Here is a 21,190-nt window from a genome sequence, read left to right on the forward strand (position 1 = left end):
GCTTCAATATTCTAAAATTTCTATGCAAGCCTTATAAATTTTCTCTGTGTTGGGCAGGATAGCTCTTTCAAGGATCCTGTTAAAGCCGACCGGAGTGAATGTCGATCCAACCCTTTTAACCGGTGCGTCGAGGTACTCAAAGGCCTCTTCTGTAATCATTGAAGCAATTTCCGCACCAAAACCGGCGAAAACTTTATCTTCGTGAACAACCACCGCCCTGTTCGTTTTTTTTACGGAGGTCAGGATTGTCGTTTTATCTAATGGGATGAGAGAACGGATATCGATTACTTCAATCTGCCGGCCTGACTCCTGAAAAATTTTACCGGCGACTTGCAATGACATATGCGTCGTGTTTCCGTATGTGACAATGCTAAGATCAGTGCCTTCCCTGCGGATCCTGGCTTTTCCGAAAGGGACTTCAAATTCTTCCGGAACATAAGTCTCAGCTAATGGGTCGTTATAAAGGGCTTTCGGTTCCATAAACACTGTCGGGCCTTTAGAACGCATGCTTGTTCGGAGCAATCCGGCTGCATCGTCTGCAAATGACGGGTAAACGATCCTGATCCCGGGAAATGCGGATAATGCCCCTTCAATGTTCTGCGAGTGGTATAACCCACCACCGATATACCCTCCTGAAGCCAGCCTGATCGTCACATTGGAAGCGAATTGGCCGTTTGATCTCCAATAGTCATGGGTCATTTCGATAAATTGTTCCATGGCAGGCCAGAAGTAATCTGCAAATTCAGCTCCTTCTATCACAATCCGTATCTTTTCACTGAAGCGGCTCATGCCATTAGCTGTTCCAACGATGTAATCTTCAGCAATAGGCGCATTGAAGACCCGGTCACGGCCAAATTCCTGCTGCATTCCCTTTGTGACATTGAACACGCCGCCCTTTTCCTTATTGGCCAGGTCCTGTCCCCAGATAAATGTATCCGGGTTATGGCGGAATTCCTCTTTTAATGTCTCGTTCAAGGCCTGGATAAGTTTTTTACGGGGACCTTCTTCATGGTGAATTCCTTCTGTAAATTTTACCGGTTGGTAAGGTTCCGGGATAACGAAATCTAAAATAGATGCCGGGTCGGGATCTGGCATCATGATGACCTTTTTGTGCGCAGCAGAAATCTCTTTTTTAGCCTGGATGTCAATATCCTCAAGTTCCTGTTCGTTAAAAATATTGGAAAACAAAAGTCGTTTTTTAAATTTTAATAACGGGTCCCTGCCCATAGCTTCACTTATTTCTTCATCGTCCCTGTAAAGCTCGTGACGGTCTGAATTGGAATGGGAATGCATCCTTACACAATGGGCATGAACGATCACAGGCTTACATTGTTCCAGCACATGGCGCTTTGCGATAGCCATTGCATTCATACTGCTGAATACATCAAGCCCGTTGCAATAAATAATCCGAAGGTTTTCAAATCCTTCAAAATTGGTTGCCGCATAATAATTGGCAGTCTGATCCTCTTTAGGGACGGAAATACCATATCCATTATCCTGGAAAACAAATATCACCGGAAGTTCTTCATTACTGGCGCCATTAATGGCCTCATATACGTAACCTTCAGAAGTGGATGACTCCCCTTGTGAGCTGATGGCCACTCCACCTGATTTATAGTATTTAATTGCCCTTGCAACACCGACTGCATGAAGTGTGTGATTACCTGTAGCTGAAGAAACATTATGAATGTTCCAGGCAGGTTTGGCAAAATGATTAGACATATGCCTGCCGCCACCAGCTATGTCATCTTTCTTGGAAAGACCATTGAGAATTATTTCCTCGGGCGTTAAACCCGCTGAAATAGCAGTCAGCATATCACGGTAATAGGGAAACAAATGATCAGTTTTCCGGTCGAACAGTTGTCCGATGGCCAACTGTATACCGTCATGTCCTGCATAGGGTGCATGATAAGACCAGCCAAGAGCTTGTTTAAGGTAATTCGGAGCTTTATCGTCAAGCTGCCTGCCAAGTGTCAGCAGGTAATACCATTTGCTGAGCGTTACTTTATCAACATTTTTAATCGAGAATACTTTATCTTCTTTATTTATCCTTAGCCTTTTATTCTGGTACATAGGTTAATTTTCAAGGCAACAATTATTTAACAATCCGGCTGCCCGGTTTGTTTTGCAAAATTATACAATAATCGGACATTATTTATAAATAATCTAAATATGAAGGACTTAGTTTAAGAGATATACATCTCAGGGATCCTGTCATTAAAAACATGGTTTCGTGCAGTGATCATCTTATTACCTGATAATTGCGTATCAATTTCTGTGGTAATAATTTCTGTTTTATCAGGAGATGCCATCTCAGTTATACTTCCCGAAGGATCGGTAAATACAGAACAGCCGCTGAAAGTGATATTCCCTTCTGTTCCAATCCGGTTGGAAGTGGCAATAAATATCCGGTTCATCAGGGAAAGACCTGGCAGGCAACGGTGAGCATTCCCGGTCAGCAGGTTAGAAGGATGACAGATGAGGTCGGCGCCTTTTTGTGCCATAATTCGCCAGGGTTCCGGGAAAAGATAATCAAAACAGATCATGATCCCAATTTTAAAATCTCCCAGGTCGAATACAGGAAAACCTGTATTACCTTTCTGAAAGATATCTTTTTCATTCATAAAAAGATGGACCTTACGGTATTTTCCGATGATGCCCGCAGTACCGACCAGGATAGCTGTATTAAACAACTTATCGCCTTCCCGTTCATTAATGCCTGAAACAATAAAAATGTTCTTTGACCTTGCCTGGTCTATTAAAAAATCCTGAAAAATACCCTTTCTGCCAATAACTTCCGAGTATTGGTAAGCTTCTTTATATCCTTTAAAATTATAGCCGGAATTTGAAAGTTCCGGGAGAATAACCAGCCGGCTTTCTTCAATAGAATCGAACAGGGATTCCAGACGCCTGATATTTTCCTCCGGTTCCGCAAATGCAGGCTGAAACTGGATAATAGATACCGTTGATCTCATGGGTTTTACTTTCTGATTACTTCGAATTCGCCATTTTCGAAAAGGCGAATGATTGTCGACGGCTTTGTCCTGATGATGACATCACGGTTAAAATTAACAACATGGTCGACACCCTCTAATATTTCTCTGGAAATCTTACTGAAAACTATTGGAGCCGGCTGACCGGAAAGATTTGCAGAAGTGGAAACAACAGGTCTGTTAAATAAGGAGATCATTTTCCGGCAAAAGTCATTATGGACGATCCGGATAGCTATTGTGCCGTCATCCGCGACAATGTTTTTTGCAACATTCATAGCATTCGGATAGATTATGGTAAGAGGTTCCTTGTAGCGTTCAATAAGGTCGTAGGCTATTGGCGGGACTTTTTTAACGTAGGCAGCAAGTTTATCCGGATTGTCCAGCAGTATGATCATGCTTTTACACTCAAAGCGCTGTTTAAGGCGATAAATCCTTTCTACCGGCTTTGGCTGAGTGGCATCGCATCCAATCCCCCAAATGGTATCGGTAGGGTAAAGGATGACTTTGCCTCTTTTAAGGAAGTCGACCGATAGCTTTACTTCTTCTTCCATTTAATTACTTGCGTGTATTTGGTTTGTATCCTTTCTTTTTTGCCATATCTTCCAAACGCGCCTGGAATCCAGATTTTTTAACTGGTTTCAGCTTGTTTTCCTGAATTTTCCGGTGCAATTTACCTTCATCGACAAAATAGCGGAAAATATACATTTGAGCGAAAGTGATAATGTTTACCAAGAAATAATAATAACTCAGCCCTGAGGAATAATTATTGAAGATGCCCAGGAACATGATTGGCATGATGTACATCATCGTTTTCATTCCGGGCATTTGCTGAGTTCCTGTGCCCATCATCTGGTTGTTCAGGTAAGTATATATTATGGTCGATATTGTCATCAGAAGCGTGAACAAACTCACATGGTCACCATAGAATGGTATGTTAAATGGCAAATTCATGATGGAGTCATAAGAAGAAAGGTCGTTTGCCCATAAAAAGGCTTCTTGCCGCAATTCTATAGAAGCAGGAAAGAACCGGAACATTGCAATCAGGATTGGCATCTGCAACAATACGGGAATACAGCCTGACATCGGGTTAACCCCAGCTTTTTTATACATCGCCATTGTCGCCTGCTGCTTCTTCATCGCATCCTCTTTCTTGGGGAATTTCAGACTAATCTCATCGACTTCCGGTTTTAACAACCTCATTTTTGCCGATGACAGATAGGTCTTATAAGCGATTGGATAAAGGACGATTTTTAGTAAAATGGTTAAAACCAGGATAACGATTCCATAGTTCCAGCCAAAACTACCCAGGAAATTGAAGACCGGAAGGACTGCGTAGCGATTGATCCATTGCATCAGGAAAAAGCTCCACCCGAGCGGTATCTGCCGTTCAAGATCAAGCTTGTACTTCCTGAGTATATTATATTTGTTGGGTCCAAAATACAGGGACATCCCGACTGATTCGTCCTCTGCCCCTGTAAATGGTATTCCAACCTTATAATACAGTGATCTCAGGTATCGGTCGCCGGGAGGTGTATCCGAGGTTGATACCTTCATAATGGGATCGACAAAATAGTTATCAGCGATCAGGGTTGAAGAAAAGAATTGTTGTTTAAAAGAAAGCCACTTAATCTGGTCACGAAGGGACTTTTCATCAGTTTTGCTTTCAGAGAGATATTCAACTTTTTCTTCATTAAGTTTATAATAAATGGTTGAGCCATTGAACTGGTCAACATGTTTCTCCTGTTTCCTCAGGTCAGTGCTCCACTCAAAATCGACATAACCCCGGGCAGCATCGATTGTCTTATTCAGGTTATGAAAACTGACGTTAAAACCGAGCATATAGTTATTACCCTTCATGGTAAACAGGTACTCGATGTATTGCTCCTTATTAAAGGATGTATCAGCAGAAGTATAAAGCCGGAGGGCAAACCGGGCCTGCCGGTCACCATTCACCCTGACCGTATCGCTACCTTGCCCGTAGCCATCCACCCATTCAGGCTGGAAGTAAAAGTTAGTCGTATTAATTGTGCGGTTATTCGCGAAGAAAGAAAATCCAAACTGGCTCGTATCGCTTTCTATCAAAATAAGGGGTTGACCATCCCAGGTTTTAAAGTTCTTTAATTCGACATAAACAATTTTTCCACCCAGGGATGAAAGCCCGATCTTTATCAGGTCATTTTCAAGATAGTATTTTTTTTCCTCTCCTATCGCAGCCAGAGCAAAAGAACCGAACTGGTCATGAAGGGCTGAAATATTATTTTCTTCAGGAATGGCAGTTGTCAAAGCAATTGTATCCTGCGGGGCTTTTTGTTCTTCAATTTTCGTCCTTTCAGACAGTGTTATCTGTGCAATGGAATCGCTCTGCCGCTGGATCGTCATCATGGAATCCTGCCGGTGTCTTTGTTCCAGTAATTCTTCCTTGGAAGGTGCAGTCAGGAAGTAATAACCAATAAGGATAGAAAAGATCAGCAGGAACCCTATAATTGTATTTTTACTATTGTTCATAAAATTAATCGGAAATTAAAACTCTTTAATAAGGGTGCAAAGATAGGAAATTGACGGCATCCGGCTGATAAAAAAATCAAACTATTGGTGAAAGGCCATTTGCCTGGAATGCTTATATATGATAGAAGCTCCGATGAAGTTAACGAATAAAGGATGGGGGCTGTCGACCGTACTCCTGTATTCAGGATGGAACTGAACCCCGATGAACCAGGGATGGTTTTTAAGTTCCATAATCTCGACAAGGTCCTGTTTGGGATTTTTACCGGCAGCGATCATTCCGGCTTTCTCAAACTCCTTTAAATAATGGTTATTAAATTCATAGCGATGCCTGTGCCTTTCATTCACTTCACTTCTTGCATATATTTTACCCACCTTTGTGTTTTTTTTAATTCTGCACAGGTAAACTCCAAGACGCATAGTACCCCCCTTGGTATGGATTTTTTTCTGTTCCTCCATCATATCAATCACAGGATATGGCGTTTCAGGATCCATTTCCGTCGAATGGGCGCCTTCATAGCCCAAAACATTTCGAGCAAATTCAACGACGGCGCACTGCATACCCAGGCAAATCCCAAGAAAGGGTATTTTATTTTCACGTGCATACCTGATTGCTTCAATTTTTCCTTCTATTCCTCTTTGGCCGAAGCCAGGTGCGACCAGGATACCATCAAATCCCTTAAGTTTTTCAGCGACATTGCCGTCATTCAGGTTCTCAGACTGGATAGATTGCACATATACTTTGCACTGGTTAGCAGCACCGGCATGAATGAACGATTCCTGGATTGATTTATAAGCATCTTTCAGTTCTACATATTTACCCACCAGGCAAATCCTGACCTCGTCTTTTGGATTCTTGAGCCTGAAAATAAATTCTTCCCATTTTGACATATCAGGTTGCCGATCAAACGGGAGGTTAAGTTTCCGAAGAACCTCTATGTCCAGTTTTTCTTCACGCATCAGCAAGGGCACCTCGTAGATGGTTTTTGCATCTATGGATTCAATGACAGATGTCGGTTCAACATTACAAAATAATGCGATCTTATTTCGTATGTTTTGGTTGAGGTGTTTCTCAGTCCGGCAAACAATAATATCCGGCTGAACCCCGGATTCAAGTAAAGTTTTCACAGAGTGCTGGGTCGGTTTGGTCTTTAATTCGCCTGCTGCTGCCAGATATGGGACCAGTGTGAGGAGAATAACCAGGCAACGGTCGCCCATTTCCCACTTGAGCTGCCTTACGGATTCAATATAAGGTAAAGACTCGATATCGCCAACCGTCCCGCCTATTTCAGTAATCACAAAATCGTAACCGAACTTATTACCAAGAATCTGGATATTGCGTTTGATTTCATCAGTAATATGAGGGATAACCTGGACGGTTTCACCAAGGTAATCGCCTCTTCTTTCTTTTCGGATAACCGTTTGATAGATTCTGCCTGTAGTTACATTATTTGCCTGTGATGTAGGTACATTCAGGAATCTCTCGTAATGCCCGAGGTCAAGATCAGTTTCCGCTCCATCTTCCGTAACGTAACATTCTCCGTGTTCATATGGATTTAATGTCCCGGGATCCACATTGATATAAGGATCAAGTTTTTGGATCGTAACGGAGAATCCCCTTGCCTGGAGCAATTTAGCCACAGAGGCTGAGATAATGCCTTTTCCAAGTGAAGAGGAAACACCGCCGGTTACGAAGATGTATTTTGTTTTGAACATGATAAGGATATAAGCAAATAATATTTGTTATTAATAGTATGTTTCCCATTGAACACCTGCAATATGTTTAGCTAAACGTAAGGCCTGGATTGTATAGCCGAACTCATTATCATACCAAACATACAGAATAATGGATTTCCCATCTGCAGAAACCAGTGTGGCGGGTGCATCGAATATCCCGGCACAACTGTCACCGATAAAATCTGTGGATACAGCTTCGGTGGAAGCGGAGAACCTGATCTGTTCAACCAGGCGCCCATTCAGTGCAGCATCCCTGAGTATTTCAACGACTTCCTCTACGGTGGTTTGTTTTTGAACGGTAAGGGAAATGATCGCCAGAGATACATTAGGGATAGGTACTCTGACGGCATTGGCTGTCAATTTACCTTTTAGCGAAGGGATGGCTTTTGCTGCGGCAGAAGCAGCCCCGGTTGATGTAAGCACCATGTTGATCGGCGCTGAACGCCCTCTCCTGGGTTTTTTATGATAGTTGTCCGTCAGGTTCTGGTCGTTGGTGTAAGCATGGATAGTTTCGATATGGCCTTTGTCGATACCGAGTTTATTCTCGATTACGTAAAGAACAGGGACAATGGCGTTAGTGGTACACGAAGCTGCAGAGTATATCGTTTCAGTATTAAAGTCGACTGTTCCGTCATCATGGTTGACTCCAAAAACAATATTTGGCACATCGCCTTTGGCAGGAGCAGTGAGCATTACCTTTTTGACCCCTTTTGATTTCAAATGCCTGGCAAGGTCTTCACGCTTAGTCCAGACTCCGGTACTATCGATCAGCAGGGCATCATAGATACCTTCAGCCTCATAATCTATTTCCTCAGGATTATTTGCTGCAAGCATTTTAACCTTATGTCCGTTGATCATCAGGATTTTATTATCAACATCCTCGATAGCGACACCACGGAAAGGCCCATGTATGGAATCGTTGCGAAAAAGAGATGCTCGTTTTTTAATTTCTTCAGGTGAGTTACCGCGGGTAACGATAGCTTTGACATTGAGCTGAGTGCCGTTTCCCTGGATAATAAGCTCACGGGCAACTAACCGGCCGATACGTCCGAAACCATATACTACAACATCGACAGGTTTATCATACTTCACTTTCTTCCCAATTAAGTGCTCCAATTTATTGTTGAGAAATGCCCTGGCATCTGAATATGCAGATCCTTCTTCCGTCCATTCTTTGTTTAACCTGCCGATATCAATACGTGCCGGTGGTAAATCCATGTTTAGCAACTCCCTGGCAAGCATGACCGAAACCTGTATCTTTAATTCCTTGCCGATAACTGATAATGAATGTGAATGTTTTTTGAGGATTACGCTTGAAGACCGGTCGATAAGCTGACTTCTGAAAATGATCAGTTCAATGGATTTATCATAGTAAAGCTGACCTACAAGGTTGACGAATTCAAAACCGGATTTTTCATCAATGATCCAATTATCCAATGAACTGACATATTCATGATGATGAGCGCTATTTTTCAAATCGTTTGACTCTGTCATGGCAAATGTGATTAATTGGTTATTAAAAAGATTTTCCGTTTAATATGCAATAATAACAAAAATAAAAAAACAAAAGGCCACAGTTCGGAAATGAACTATGACCTGAACTTATGATATAATAAATTAGCCTTATTCGCCGAGGTAGGCTTTCAGCAATTTACTCCTTGAAGTATGCTTCAGCCGCCGGATGGCTTTTTCCTTGATCTGCCTCACCCGCTCGCGGGTAAGGTTAAATTTTGCACCAATCTCATCCAATGTCAATCCGTGATTCATGCCGATGCCATAGTACAGGTTAATCACATCGCGTTCCTTTTCAGTAAGTGTTGACAATGACCGTTGAATCTCTTTATTTAGTGATTCACGCATCAAATTATTATCAGTGCGGGGTGTATCTTCAGAAACAAAAACATCGAGAAATTTCGTATCTTCATCTTCCGCGATAGGAGCATCCACGGAAACATAACGGGTGGTTATCCGCAGGGCTTTGTCCAGCTTATGTTCAGGAATATCTAACTTTCGCGCAATTTCTTCAACAGAAGGCGGGCGTTCAAATTCCTGTTCAAGCCTGGATGTAGCCTTTTTGATCTTATTCAATGAGCCAACCTGGTTTAAGGGGAGTCTGACCAGCCGTGATTGTTCAGCAAGTGCCTGCAATATTGACTGCCTTATCCACCAGACAGCGTAAGAAATAAATTTAAACCCCCTGGTTTCATCAAATCGCTGGGCAGCTTTGATGAGCCCGAGGTTTCCCTCATTGATCAGATCAGGCAAACTAAGTCCTTGATTTTGGTATTGTTTAGCTACCGATACCACAAATCTGAGGTTTGCTTTAACAAGCTTTTCAAGTGCTTTATCATCCCCCGATTTGATTCGCCTGGCCAGTTCAACCTCTTCCTCTGCTGTGATAAGTTCTTCTCTGCCAATGTCTTGCAGGTACTTATCCAATGAAGCGGTTTCACGGTTGGTAATCGACTTGGATATCTTTAATTGTCTCATTGTGTCTTATAATGATAAAAAAACAGTGATATATAAAACAGATAAATATACGGAAAGATTTTCAGGATATGCAAATAAAACGTGCAAAGATATGAAATGTTTTATGTTATTTAGAATTTTTTTAAATAGCTTACAATATAAATCCGTAATTCATCCTCATGCCATTTGGATAAACTCCCTCAATCCTGATCACGCCGCTCCTGATATTACTTAACGCATAATCAACGTCTTCTTTGGAATTGATTTTTATCCCATTGATTTGCAATATAATAAATCCATTCTGTACTCCTCCTTTTTTCAGCATTCCGTCTTGCAATTTAACAACTTTGAGGCCTCCTGAAATCTTCAGGTTCCGTACATCCTCATCCGGGACCTGCTCCAGTGTGGCTCCCAGATCTGACATATAGAAGTTATCGCCTTTTTTCGCAATGGCTGTACTTCCTTCCTGGTTTCTCAATTCAACCTGATAACCCTGGTTTTGTCCATTCCTGTGAACCATCACATTTACGACATCGCCCGGATTATGTTGCCCGATGATCTCGAGCAATTCAGCGTTTGTTTTCACGGAGAAATTGTCAACTGATACGATTATGTCACCTTCTCTGATTCCAGATTCTTTAGCACCGCCATTTTCCGAAATTGATTCGATATAGACCCCATTGGCCACATCAAGGTCTTTTTCTTTTACAAGTCTGGAATCTACTTCACGAATTGTTACTCCCATGTATGCCCGTTGAACCAAACCAAAATTAAGGAGGTCATCGACAACTTTTTTGACTATATTAACAGGAATTGCAAACGAATAGCCTGCATAAGAGCCTGTATTACTGGCAATCGCAGCATTGACACCTATCAGTTCCCCGTTCATGTTGACCAGGGCTCCCCCGCTGTTTCCCATATTAACTGCAGCATCGGTTTGGATGAAAGATTCAATGGCACCCGGCGTCCCGAGGATATTGATATTCCTGGCCTTCGCGCTGACAATCCCGGCTGTTACAGTAGAAGTCAGGTTGAAAGGGTTTCCGACGGCAAGGACCCATTCGCCAAGCCTCACGATATCAGAATTACCAAAAGAAATAAATGGTGTGCTTTCGGCATCAATCTTTAACAGCGCCAGGTCTGTCGAGGGGTCAGTACCAACGATAGTAGCCACGAATTCCCTGTTATCATTCAGGGTAACATTCACATTACCGGCACCTTCAACCACATGGTTATTGGTGACTATATATCCATCATTGGAAATGATAACCCCTGAACCAAACCCGGTGTAAGTATTGTCACCGCCATAGGGATTTCCAAAGAAATCACGGAATGGGGCAAAGAAATCATCATAACCACCGGTCCTTCCTGAAAATTCAGACCTGATATGAACGACGCCGTGAACGGTCTTCTCGGCTGCTGTCGTAAAATCAGGCCCTGAAAAAGGAGCCACCGGCAAATAATTTGCCGGAACAAGCTCAGCCTGGGATGGTACCTGCAGTTTATTACTGCTTCCAGGGTCATTGCTGCCACTGATAAAAATACTCCTGACTCCCCATACAATAAGAACGGAGAGTGCCACAATTGCTAAAACTTGAATGATCTTTTTCATAACTTTTAAAACAGTTAAAAACCCAGATTGTTTATTTTTGAATTTAAAAAACACTTTATATTGCTCAAATAGTGTGCCTTTCCCTTGTTAATTAATGTTAAAAGAAAGGATTTGCAGGTTTTGAGAGCATCCTTTTTTTTACTTATTTTTGAAAACCAGATTTCTACTTTAATTTGATACTCAGGTTTTATAAATATCATGGCACCGGGAATGATTTTATCCTCATAGATAACAGGGATGATCATTTCGAGCCCGGGAAAGAAATTATTGCACAGCTTTGCCATCGTAGGTTCGGTATAGGGGCTGATGGCCTGATCATGCTCAATAATGCCCGGGGATTTGATTTTGGCATGAGGTACTTTAATTCCGATGGGCAGGAAAGCACCATGTGTGGAAATGGCGGCAGATGTGTTGTCGCATTTGCTGACTATTTGTCACTCGCCCCGAAAAAAAGCCGGTTCCTTGCAGCTGACGGAGAACATTCCGGATCAATTATAAGCCAGGATGGTGATATATACATGGTTCAGCTGAGCATGAATGATGTCAATGGTTACAAGAACCTGGGAGAAGATTTTATTATCAATACCGGCTCCCCTCACCTGGTCAGGTTTATTTTAAATGTTGATAAAATTGATGTTCTCAAAGAAGGCAAGGCTCTGCGTTATCTGGCTGACTTTCAGCCTGAAGGAATCAATGTTAATTTTGTGGAAGATGAAGGGGGACGAATTTTTGTCAGGACTTATGAACGGGGAGTTGAAAATGAGACCCTTTCATGCGGAACCGGTGTAACGGCCTCTTCACTGGCTTATGCCGCTGTTAAGGGCATGGATAAGGGAATAATTCCTGTCAGGACCAAAGGAGGTAAACTCAAACTGTCGTTCAAGAGAAAAGACAGGGTATTTACTGAAATAAACCTGGAAGGTCTTGCAGTTAAAGTATTTGAAGGCACTATCTTTATTGGTTAACTTTTATTACCAGATTTGAAGTTGATGAAAATGCTGCGATTATGAACAGTTCTAAAGTAAGTTTAAGGGCGCTGGAGCCTGATGACGTTGAGATTTTATACAAATGGGAAAATGACAGGTCCATCTGGCATCTTTCCAATACTATTACACCTCTGTCGCGCTTCACTTTGGACCAATATGTTATGAGCGCCGGACAGGATATATACTCTACCCGCCAGATGCGGATGATGATTGACCTTAAAAATCCTGTTAACGGGATAAAAACGATCGGTTCCATTGATCTTTTTGAATTTGAACCTGCTCATCAGCGAGCCGGTGTGGGAATCTTGATCCTTGAAGGTTTCAGGGGAAAGGGTTATGCCTCAGAATCCCTGGAACTACTCATCAATTACGCTTTCGAAACCTTGCAGCTTCACCAGTTATTCACCAATATATCCGCTGATAATACTGAAAGCGTAAGGCTTTTTGAAAGCAAAGGTTTCCAATTTATAGGTGTCAAGAAGGAATGGAACCGGATCCGCAATAAATGGCAGGACGAAAGCATGTTCCAGCTTATCCATCAGCAAAATAACCCATAATGCAATGGCAATCCGAAGCAGGATATTATCCGGTAAACCAAAAAAAAAACTGATCCACAGGATAATCCTGCTATCTCTGACGATTTTAACCATCGGGGCAATCCTGTTAGCGGTGACCCTCTTCCGGTATATTTTAAAGCCGAATGTCCGGACTGAAAATAATGATCCGGTTTCTATCAAAATTCCTACCGGATCTGATTTCAATGATGTTAAAGAAATACTCTATAAAAAAGGTTTGATCATCAACAGGCACTCTTTTGAATGGGTTGCCGGAAGAAAAAACTATCCCGGTCTGATCAAACCCGGGCATTATATTATTAAGGGCCCGATGAGCAACAATGATCTGGTCAATATGCTCCGCTCCGGTGCCCAGGCCCCGGTTAAAGTTGTGTTCAACAATATCCGGTTGAAAGAAGAACTCGCCGGGAAGATATCCCGGCACATAGAAGCTGACTCCATTTCCCTCATTCAATGCTGGAATGACAGGCAATTTTTAAAATCTTTGAATACCACACCGGAAAAAGTTCTGATGATTTTTATCCCCAATACTTATGAATTCTGGTGGACAACTGATGCTTATGATTTTACACGAAGGATGCAAAAGGAGTTCAGTGATTTCTGGGATGGTGAAAGAACTCAAAAAGCTGCTTTAACCAGGTTGAGCATCCCGGAAATCATCATCCTGGCCTCAATAATTGAAAAAGAAACTCAAAAAAACGATGAAAAGCCAGCCATTGCCGGGGTTTATCTGAACAGGCTCCGGAAAGACTGGCCATTGCAGGCCGACCCGACCGTAGTCTTTGCATGTGGTGACTTCGAATTGAAACGGGTGCTTACATTTCATACAAAAATCAACTCACCCTACAATACTTATATATACGGTGGTTTGCCTCCAGGGCCAATTTGTATACCCTCGATTGCTTCCATTGATGCCGTGCTGAATTACCAAAAGCATGATTACTTGTTTTTTTGTGCCAGAGCCGACATGTCAGGTTATCATGCTTTTTCCAGGACCCTGGCTGAACATAACAGATATGCCAAGGCTTACCAGAAAGCTTTAAACGAAAGAAAAATCATTTAATGAGATTTGAAACTTGAAATTAGTTGAAAAAATACTGGTTCTGATAATTTTCTCTTTTACGGGAATTTACTCCATTTATGGAAATATTAACCAGGAATCCGGCATAAATGACTCTATTGACCGCCAGCCAAATTACAAAGGCCGGCTGATTGGTGTTTCCGTGACGACAAGCGCTCTTTATGTTGGAAGCATGGCTGGCTTATACCAATTATGGTATGCTGATTACCCTAAATCTTCTTTTCATTTTATCAATGATTCCGATGAATGGCTTTATATGGATAAGATCGGGCATACCACGACATCTTACTGGATAGGCAGGATTGGTTATGAAAGCCTCCGGTGGAGCGGGGTCGGCAAGAAAAAGGCCACCTGGTACGGAGGAATGTGGGGATTGGTTTATCTTACTTCTGTTGAAGTTTTCGATGGTTTCTCTGAAGAATGGGGCGCTTCAGTGCCAGATCTCGCAGCTAATACCATCGGCACGGGATTTTTTATCGGTCAGCAGTTGCTTTTTGATGATCAGCCTTTTACCTTGAAATTTTCATTTCATCAAACCGACTTTGCCGAATATCGTCCCGACCTGCTGGGGGAGAATTTTATTCAGCAAATACTAAAAGATTATAATGGACTAACGTACTGGCTTTCAGCCAATATTGCCTCATTTCTGCCTGAAACCAGTAAATTCCCGAAGTGGCTGGATGTCTCATTCGGGTACAGCGCAGAAGGTATGCTGGGAGCAAAATCAAATCCGTCGGAATTTAATGGCGAACCGCTGCCTAAATACTTCGAAAGGTATTCTCAGTACTTTCTTTCCCTTGACATCGATCTCACCAAAATCAAAACTAAAAACAAAACGGTAAGCATGTTGTTAAACCTGGTCGGATATTTAAAGATTCCTTTCCCCGCTTTGGAGTTTAACAGGATAGATAAGGTGAGATGGCACTGGATGTACTACTAAAAAATTCCAAATTCCAAGCTCCAAATTCCAAACAAATTCAAAAATTGACAAAGACAATAATATGGGATTTTAATGGCACTTTGCTTAACGACATGCAGGTTTGTATCGATTGTATGAATATCATGCTGAAAAAAAGGAATCTGCCTTCTCTCGGCCTGAAACGTTACCGCGATATTTTCACTTTTCCTGTAAGGGATTATTATCTTTCTCTGGGTTTTGACTTTCAAAAAGAACCCTTCGAAATCCCGGCACACAAGTTCATTGATTTATATCGCGATAAACTGCATTTAGCGCCGCTACAGACGGATGCCGCGGATATACTCGATTATTTCCGCAGCCATCAAATTCAACAGGTGATTCTTTCTGCCATGGAGCAGGAATTCCTGGAGGATACTTTAAAATCAAAAGGCATCCTGAATTACTTTGATAAAGTAGTCGGGATCAGGAATCACTTGGGGGAAGGAAAACTTGAAATGGCAAAGGAACTTATTGAAATCCTTGATAAAAAGCCCTTTGAATTGTGCCTGATCGGAGATACTGTGCATGATTACGAAGTGGCCCAGGGATCAGGGATACCTTGCATATTGATTGCCCATGGCCACCAGTCGTTTGAAAGGCTTAACCAATTAGATTGCCTGGTATTGGAAAATTTTGAGTCACTGAAAAGCGAATTCCCGCATCTGGTGAAGTCATAAGCTTGCCAAAACAGACTTATCTGGGCTTTTCGATAATTTCCTGCTTTAACAATTTTCCGTTTTCGTATTCTTCCCGTTTTTCGAGCTCTCCAATATCATTAAGATAGACCCAGGTGCCGTTTTTGTTGGAATGCAAAAAAGAACCAGAGACTTCGACATTACCATTCAGATGGTAAATAACATAAAGTCCTTCTACCTGATCTTTAATGAATGTAGCCTTCATTTTTATAGTTCCATCTGTAAAATTCCGGATCCACGGACCTTCTTTTAAATCGTTCCGGTAAATAATTTCTTCTGCCACCTGACCTTCAGGATAATAAGTCTTCCACTCCCCTTCTTTCAGGGTATTAATATAATGCTCTTCTGATGATAAAGTCCCTTCTTCTTCGCTGTAATAAAGCCAGGTACTGTCTTTTTTCTGGTTGACATATTTTCCTTCAGCCATTAAATTACCATTAGAATGATAGTTCCTGGTATAGGAAACCTTTCCACTGTCAAGCTGGTTTACAATGGCTTTGACTTTCCCTTTGGCATAGTAATAGGTGAAAATACCTAAAGGTTTTCCGTTGATATATTCACCGGTAAATTTAAGGTTGCCATCATCATTATAAACCCGCCAAACGCCTTGTCTTCTCCCACTCGCATCAGCCTTATTGATATGGGTATCGGTGATTTCCTGGGCATTTACGCAGAAAACTACCAGAGACAACAGACCTGCTAAGATCAAGCATTTCATATATCCAACAATTGGTTAATTTTGTCATGAAAACGTAAATATATCGATTTTATTTAAAATTAAGGATAAGTTGAATTATTCATCAAAATTACTGGAGAATGCCGTGAATGAACTGGCAAGGTTGCCCGGGATCGGAAAAAAAACTGCTTTGCGTTTAGCCTTGCACCTGATCAGGCAAGATGCTCAGAATGTGGAATCATTCAGCCAGGCCATCCTGAAAATGCGAAATGAAGTTAAAAGATGCACCCTGTGCCATAATATTTCCGATACCGAAATATGCGATATTTGCGGAAATCACAAACGTGACCATTCGCTCATCTGTGTTGTCCAGGACATAAGGGACGTAATGGCGATTGAAAATACAGGCCAGTATAATGGCGTTTACCATGTATTGGGTGGCATCATTTCCCCAATCGATGGGATTGGCCCGGAAGATCTGACCATCGAATCGCTTCTCCTTAAAACAGCGGATGGCAACATCAAAGAGGTCATCCTGGCCCTTCCGACAACGATTGAAGGCGACACGACCAATTTTTATTTATCCCGCAGGCTCACCGGCAACCCGGTGCTTCTGACAACTATTGCCCGTGGGATCGCCATTGGCGATGACATTGAATTTGCTGACGAAATTACCCTGGGCCGGTCCATCGTGAACAGGATCCCTTTTACCAATAATGTTTAAGAAAGGCTGCCGCATTTGGGTTCACAAATGATCTTCGTTAAAAAGATCAAGCTGGTTGGCAGTAACGAATGATTCTTCAGGAATATCTTTCGAATAATTAGTTAAAAAACGCCTGATCATTTTTTTAATCAGTTTATTAGGCGTTGTTTTCCTTGCTTTGCAATAATTATCGAGCGAGCGCTGCTGGTTTTTAGAAAGTTTCAGCTTCACTTCCTTAAATCTGACCTTCTTCCGGCGTTTTTTCCGTGATTTGAGCACAGGCATGATATAATAAAATTCAGATGTCGAAAGTAAAATTTAATGAAGATTATGCAGCGACCCGTTTGGGGAATTTATCAACAAACCCATGAGGATATATCACTGATAATGCGGCCTGCATATTCTTCAGCCTGCGAGGGGGTTGTCCCTTCAGCATAGATACGCATGATGGGCTCCGTGTTTGATTGGCGTAGATGGACCCACCCATTTTCGAAATCTATCTTTAATCCATCTATATTATTTACAGGAAACTGTTTATAAGTCTCATGAATCCTGGTAAAAATTTCCTCCAGGCTAGCACCTGGTTTTAATGTCACTTTATTTTTTGAGATGAAGTAATCAGGATATTGACCGCGCAATTCAGAACAGGTGTTTTCCGAAAGGGCCAGATTAGAAAGGAAAAGGGCTATACCCACCAGCGCATCTCTTCCATAATGAAGTTCCGGATATATCACACCACCATTGCCTTCGCCGCCAATAACAGCCTTTTGTTTCTTCATCATTTCAACAACATTAACTTCCCCTACCGCCGAAGCGAAATATTTTCCCCCATGCTTTTCAGTGACATCTTTTAAGGCGCGGGTCGAGGAAAGGTTGGAAACCGTATTTCCGGGTGTATGACCAAGTATATAATCCGCCACGGCAACCAGTGTATATTCTTCCCCGAAAAAGCCCCCGTTTTCCATGATGATCGCCAGCCGGTCGACATCCGGGTCAACCACAAAACCGACATCGGCCTTATTCTCTTTGACAACCCGGGAAATTTCGCCTAAATGCTCCGGTAAAGGCTCGGGGTTATGGGCGAAGAGCCCATCAGGTGTGGCATTCACGGGAAATATAACCTCTACGCCCAATGCTTCCAATAAAGCAGGCAGCGCAATACCACCGACAGAGTTCACTGCATCGAAGCACACCCTGAAATTGGCATTACGAATGGCCGGAATATTAACCAAAGGCAAACCTAAAATCTTTTTTATATGTTGGCCCAATTGGTCATTATTCTCCTGGTATGTTCCCAGGTTTAAGTAATCCGCAAAATTAAATTCATTCTTCCCGGCAATTTCAAGGATCCTTTGCCCGTCTGCTGCAGAGAGGAACTCTCCTTTAGAATTGAGCAATTTGAGGGCATTCCATTGGGCCGGGTTATGGCTGGCCGTGATGATAATTCCTCCGTCGGCGCCAAGATTTGCTACGGCCAATTCAACTGTAGGTGTTGTAGCCAGGCCCACGTCGGTCACATCTGCACTGCAACTCATCAAAGTGCTGCAAACCATAGCAGAAACCATTTTGCCCGAGACCCTGGCATCCCTTCCAACCACAATCTTCAAATGTTTCTTTCCGGAAATAATTTTAATATAGGAGGCATAAGCAGCAGTGAACTTAACTATCTCCGCAGGCGACAGCCCATCCCCAATAATACCTCTTATCCCTGATATTGATTTGATTAAAGTCATGATTAAAATTTTTGTAAAAATAGATAAACCTCACGACAGTTAGCCGTTCAAGGCTATTTTTAGGTATTCGAAAAAGATACTGAACCTGGGTGTGCTTATCTTTTTTACTAATTTTGCCGCACTAAGATAGGATGCATTCCAATAATGGAGCCATCATTTGAACATAACGAAACTGATCTGAAATTGCTGGTCGACCGCTTTGAAGAAATGTTGCGGGCCAACGGCAGCTATTTTTTCGATGTAGAAGATTTTGAAGATATTATCGACTATTATCTTGATAATCAAAATATCACCAAATCCAGGAAAGCTATTGACCTGGCTGAAGCTCAGCATCCGGGTGCCACTGTTATCCTGATCAAAAAAGCCAGGTATTTTGTACTGGCCAATAAGCCACCCAAAGCTTTATCCTTGCTGGAAGAAATCGAAAAGATCGATCCGACTAACGGGGATGTTTATCTTCTTAAAGGCTCCATCTACAGCAAGCTTAAAAAGTTTGAAGACGCAATAAGGGAATACAATAAAGCCATCTTGTATGCCAGTGATATCGAGGAGGTTTACACTAATATCGCCTACGAATACGAGAATTCCGGCGATTATGCGAAGGCTATTGAATTCCTGAGTAAAATCCTGGATTTAGATCCTGAAAATGAGTCAGCCATTTTTGAGCTTTCTTTTTGTTATGAAATAACCAATAACCTGGAGCAATCCGTCGAATTTTTCACGAATTTTCTGGACAATCATCCATATAACAAGATCGCCTGGTTCAATATAGGAATTGCTTACAATAACCTGGAATTGTTTGAAAAGGCCATCCAGGCCTATGAGTTTGCTATTGCGATTGATGATACATTTTCCTCTGCTTACTTTAACCTGGCCAATGCATATGCCAACCTCGGTGAATACCGGCTGTCCATCAAAAATTACAAAGAAACCCTTAATTATGAGGAGCCCCAGGCAATTACTTATTACTATATTGGTGAGTGTTACGAAAAACTGAACCGATTCCACGAGGCGGTTGAACAATACAACCTGGCCCTTAAGATTGATCCTGAAATGGCAGATGCCTGGATGGGACTGGGTGTTTGTCATGATGAACTTGGGGAACAAAAAACCGCAGTTAAAAACATGGAAAGGGCGTTGGACTTTGAAGATGACAATGCTGAATACTGGTACATTTACGGTGACCTCAAGTATAAATTAGAAGATAAGGAAACGGCCACAAAGGCATTTGAGAAAGTCAGCGCCCTGGATCCCTTACACCCGGATATCTGGCTTGACCTGTCCGATATATATGTTGAATCAGGGGAAATGAAGACAGCATTTGAAGTGTTAGAGGAAGGGGTTTACCAGCAGCCTAAAAATGCCTCACTTCTTTACCGGCTAGCCGGGCTGCTTATGAAAGAAGGAAAGCAGAAACAAGGCCTTGCCATCTTATCCGAAGGTCTTGAACTTGATTTTAACAAGCATAAAGAGTTATTCGAGTTTTTTCCCCAGCTTGAACAAAATGCTGAAATCCAGGAACTCATACAGTCTTACTTTAAGAAAAAGTAGATGTCATTTCGTTGATGCGTAAATTTGGTCTTATCGGTAAATTCCTTGATCATTCCTGGTCGAAGGAGTACTTTCATCAAAAATTCATAAGAGAAAAAATAAACAATTGCGTTTATGAGAATTTCCCGCTTGGAGATTTGAATGGTTTACGCAAGCTGGTTCTCGTTGATAGTGAGTTATCAGGGTTAAATATCACCATTCCTTATAAACTGGAAATATTACAATATCTTGATGAATTGGACCCGGCAGCAGAAGCTATCCAGGCTGTGAACTGCATGCAAATATCAAGAAGGGGGAGTTCGGTGCATCTTAAAGGTTTCAATACCGATATGGTTGCATTCCAGGAATCATTAAAGCCACTTTTACTTGAAACCCACAGGAAAGCTTTGGTTTTAGGTACAGGAGGCTCTTCCAGGGCTGTTTGCTTTGCTTTGAAGGAATTACATATAGAATATACCCTCGTTGCACGGAAAGCAAAAGCAGGGTCTTCGACTTATTCCGACATCAGCAGCCGGATCATTGCCGACCATCAGGTTATTATCAATACGACGCCTGTCGGGATGTATCCAAATGAGGACCAATGTCTTCCCATGCCCTATCATTACCTAACAAGCCAACACCTGCTCTATGATTTAATCTATAACCCTGAAGAGACGTTGTTTCTGAAGAAAGGCCGCGAAGCAGGCGCGCAAATAAAGAACGGGCTGGAAATGCTACAATTACAGGCGGAACTAAGCTGGAGGATCTGGAACGAACACTTTCTATAAAATTCCAAATATGGATTATTCGTTTAATCGGGTAGGAAGCGGCTCACGCCGCTGTCCCCCCACACCACCCGGCATACTTAATCGTACCAAGGCGGTTTCTATTAACTTTTACACCTTCATCCTCAGATATAAGGACTGTAAACCTTGTTGAG

At 42.1% G+C, this 21,190-nt stretch carries 19 protein-coding genes; 8 read left to right on the forward strand and 11 right to left on the reverse strand.

The features are described from left to right. Positions 1-3: 3 nt before the first annotated feature. The 8 genes from M0Q51_12960 to M0Q51_12995 all read right to left on the reverse strand — a co-directional run bounded on the left by M0Q51_12960 (position 4) and on the right by M0Q51_12995 (position 11,313). Positions 4-2,073: a thiamine pyrophosphate-dependent enzyme gene (locus tag M0Q51_12960; protein ID MCK9400884.1), complete on the reverse strand. Its 2,070-nt coding sequence runs from the start codon at positions 2,071-2,073 to the stop codon at positions 4-6. A 113-nt stretch (positions 2,074-2,186) separates the two neighbouring features. Continuing rightward, positions 2,187-2,975, reverse strand: coding sequence for a hypothetical protein (locus M0Q51_12965; protein MCK9400885.1), 789 nt, complete (start codon positions 2,973-2,975; stop codon positions 2,187-2,189). A gap of 5 nt (positions 2,976-2,980) precedes the next feature. Next, a complete protein-coding gene (locus M0Q51_12970; GenBank protein ID MCK9400886.1) occupies positions 2,981-3,544 on the reverse strand; it encodes an L-threonylcarbamoyladenylate synthase in 564 nt (187 codons plus the stop codon). A gap of 4 nt (positions 3,545-3,548) precedes the next feature. Continuing rightward, positions 3,549-5,498, reverse strand: coding sequence for a membrane protein insertase YidC (gene yidC / locus M0Q51_12975; protein ID MCK9400887.1), 1,950 nt, complete (start codon positions 5,496-5,498; stop codon positions 3,549-3,551). A gap of 81 nt (positions 5,499-5,579) precedes the next feature. Then, on the reverse strand, positions 5,580-7,211 hold the full coding sequence (locus M0Q51_12980; GenBank protein ID MCK9400888.1) for a CTP synthase: 1,632 nt from the start codon (positions 7,209-7,211) through the stop codon (positions 5,580-5,582). Positions 7,212-7,241: 30 nt separating this feature from the next. Beyond that, positions 7,242-8,726 (reverse strand): glyceraldehyde-3-phosphate dehydrogenase, encoded by a 1,485-nt coding sequence (locus M0Q51_12985; protein MCK9400889.1) that lies wholly within the window; start codon positions 8,724-8,726, stop codon positions 7,242-7,244. 129 nt (positions 8,727-8,855) lie between these two features. Next, complete coding sequence (locus M0Q51_12990; GenBank protein MCK9400890.1) at positions 8,856-9,722, reverse strand: RNA polymerase sigma factor RpoD/SigA; 867 nt, start codon at positions 9,720-9,722, stop codon at positions 8,856-8,858. 130 nt (positions 9,723-9,852) lie between these two features. After that, positions 9,853-11,313, reverse strand: a complete 1,461-nt coding sequence (locus M0Q51_12995; GenBank protein MCK9400891.1) for a trypsin-like peptidase domain-containing protein — start codon at positions 11,311-11,313, stop codon at positions 9,853-9,855. Positions 11,314-11,486: 173 nt separating this feature from the next. On the opposite strand from M0Q51_12995, the gene dapF reads away from it, so the two are divergent. Genes dapF through M0Q51_13020 form a run of 5 tightly spaced genes read left to right on the forward strand, consistent with a single transcriptional unit; the run spans position 11,487 to position 15,590 of the window. Beyond that, on the forward strand, positions 11,487-12,278 hold the full coding sequence (gene dapF / locus M0Q51_13000; GenBank protein ID MCK9400892.1) for a diaminopimelate epimerase: 792 nt from the start codon (positions 11,487-11,489) through the stop codon (positions 12,276-12,278). A 41-nt stretch (positions 12,279-12,319) separates the two neighbouring features. Further along, positions 12,320-12,856: a GNAT family N-acetyltransferase gene (locus M0Q51_13005; protein MCK9400893.1), complete on the forward strand. Its 537-nt coding sequence runs from the start codon at positions 12,320-12,322 to the stop codon at positions 12,854-12,856. Between the two features lie 4 nt (positions 12,857-12,860). Beyond that, a complete protein-coding gene (gene mltG / locus M0Q51_13010; protein ID MCK9400894.1) occupies positions 12,861-13,937 on the forward strand; it encodes an endolytic transglycosylase MltG in 1,077 nt (358 codons plus the stop codon). A gap of 13 nt (positions 13,938-13,950) precedes the next feature. Further along, positions 13,951-14,895, forward strand: a complete 945-nt coding sequence (locus M0Q51_13015; protein ID MCK9400895.1) for a YfiM family protein — start codon at positions 13,951-13,953, stop codon at positions 14,893-14,895. Positions 14,896-14,939: 44 nt separating this feature from the next. Continuing rightward, complete coding sequence (locus M0Q51_13020; protein MCK9400896.1) at positions 14,940-15,590, forward strand: HAD hydrolase-like protein; 651 nt, start codon at positions 14,940-14,942, stop codon at positions 15,588-15,590. Between the two features lie 16 nt (positions 15,591-15,606). On the opposite strand, the gene M0Q51_13025 is transcribed toward M0Q51_13020, so the two are convergent. Then, complete coding sequence (locus M0Q51_13025; protein ID MCK9400897.1) at positions 15,607-16,326, reverse strand: hypothetical protein; 720 nt, start codon at positions 16,324-16,326, stop codon at positions 15,607-15,609. Positions 16,327-16,396: 70 nt separating this feature from the next. On the opposite strand from M0Q51_13025, the gene recR reads away from it, so the two are divergent. Continuing rightward, positions 16,397-17,008, forward strand: a complete 612-nt coding sequence (gene recR, locus M0Q51_13030) for a recombination mediator RecR (protein ID MCK9400898.1) — start codon at positions 16,397-16,399, stop codon at positions 17,006-17,008. A gap of 21 nt (positions 17,009-17,029) precedes the next feature. Here the strand turns inward: recR and M0Q51_13035 are convergent, their stop codons facing one another. Both M0Q51_13035 and glmM read right to left on the reverse strand, forming a co-directional pair. Next, a complete protein-coding gene (locus M0Q51_13035) occupies positions 17,030-17,272 on the reverse strand; it encodes a hypothetical protein (GenBank protein MCK9400899.1) in 243 nt (80 codons plus the stop codon). Between the two features lie 71 nt (positions 17,273-17,343). Beyond that, the gene (gene glmM / locus M0Q51_13040) at positions 17,344-18,720 is read right to left on the reverse strand and encodes a phosphoglucosamine mutase (protein ID MCK9400900.1); all 1,377 of its coding nucleotides are present in this window, start codon (positions 18,718-18,720) and stop codon (positions 17,344-17,346) included. A gap of 144 nt (positions 18,721-18,864) precedes the next feature. Here glmM and M0Q51_13045 point away from each other — a divergent pair, with 144 nt between their 5' ends. Both M0Q51_13045 and M0Q51_13050 read left to right on the forward strand, forming a co-directional pair. Next, positions 18,865-20,271, forward strand: a complete 1,407-nt coding sequence (locus tag M0Q51_13045; protein ID MCK9400901.1) for a tetratricopeptide repeat protein — start codon at positions 18,865-18,867, stop codon at positions 20,269-20,271. A 14-nt stretch (positions 20,272-20,285) separates the two neighbouring features. Continuing rightward, on the forward strand, positions 20,286-21,038 hold the full coding sequence (locus M0Q51_13050) for a shikimate dehydrogenase (protein MCK9400902.1): 753 nt from the start codon (positions 20,286-20,288) through the stop codon (positions 21,036-21,038). Positions 21,039-21,190: the final 152 nt, after the last annotated feature.

This window comes from Bacteroidales bacterium, from assembly GCA_023229505.1.
Taxonomy (GTDB): domain Bacteria; phylum Bacteroidota; class Bacteroidia; order Bacteroidales; family JAGOPY01; genus JAGOPY01.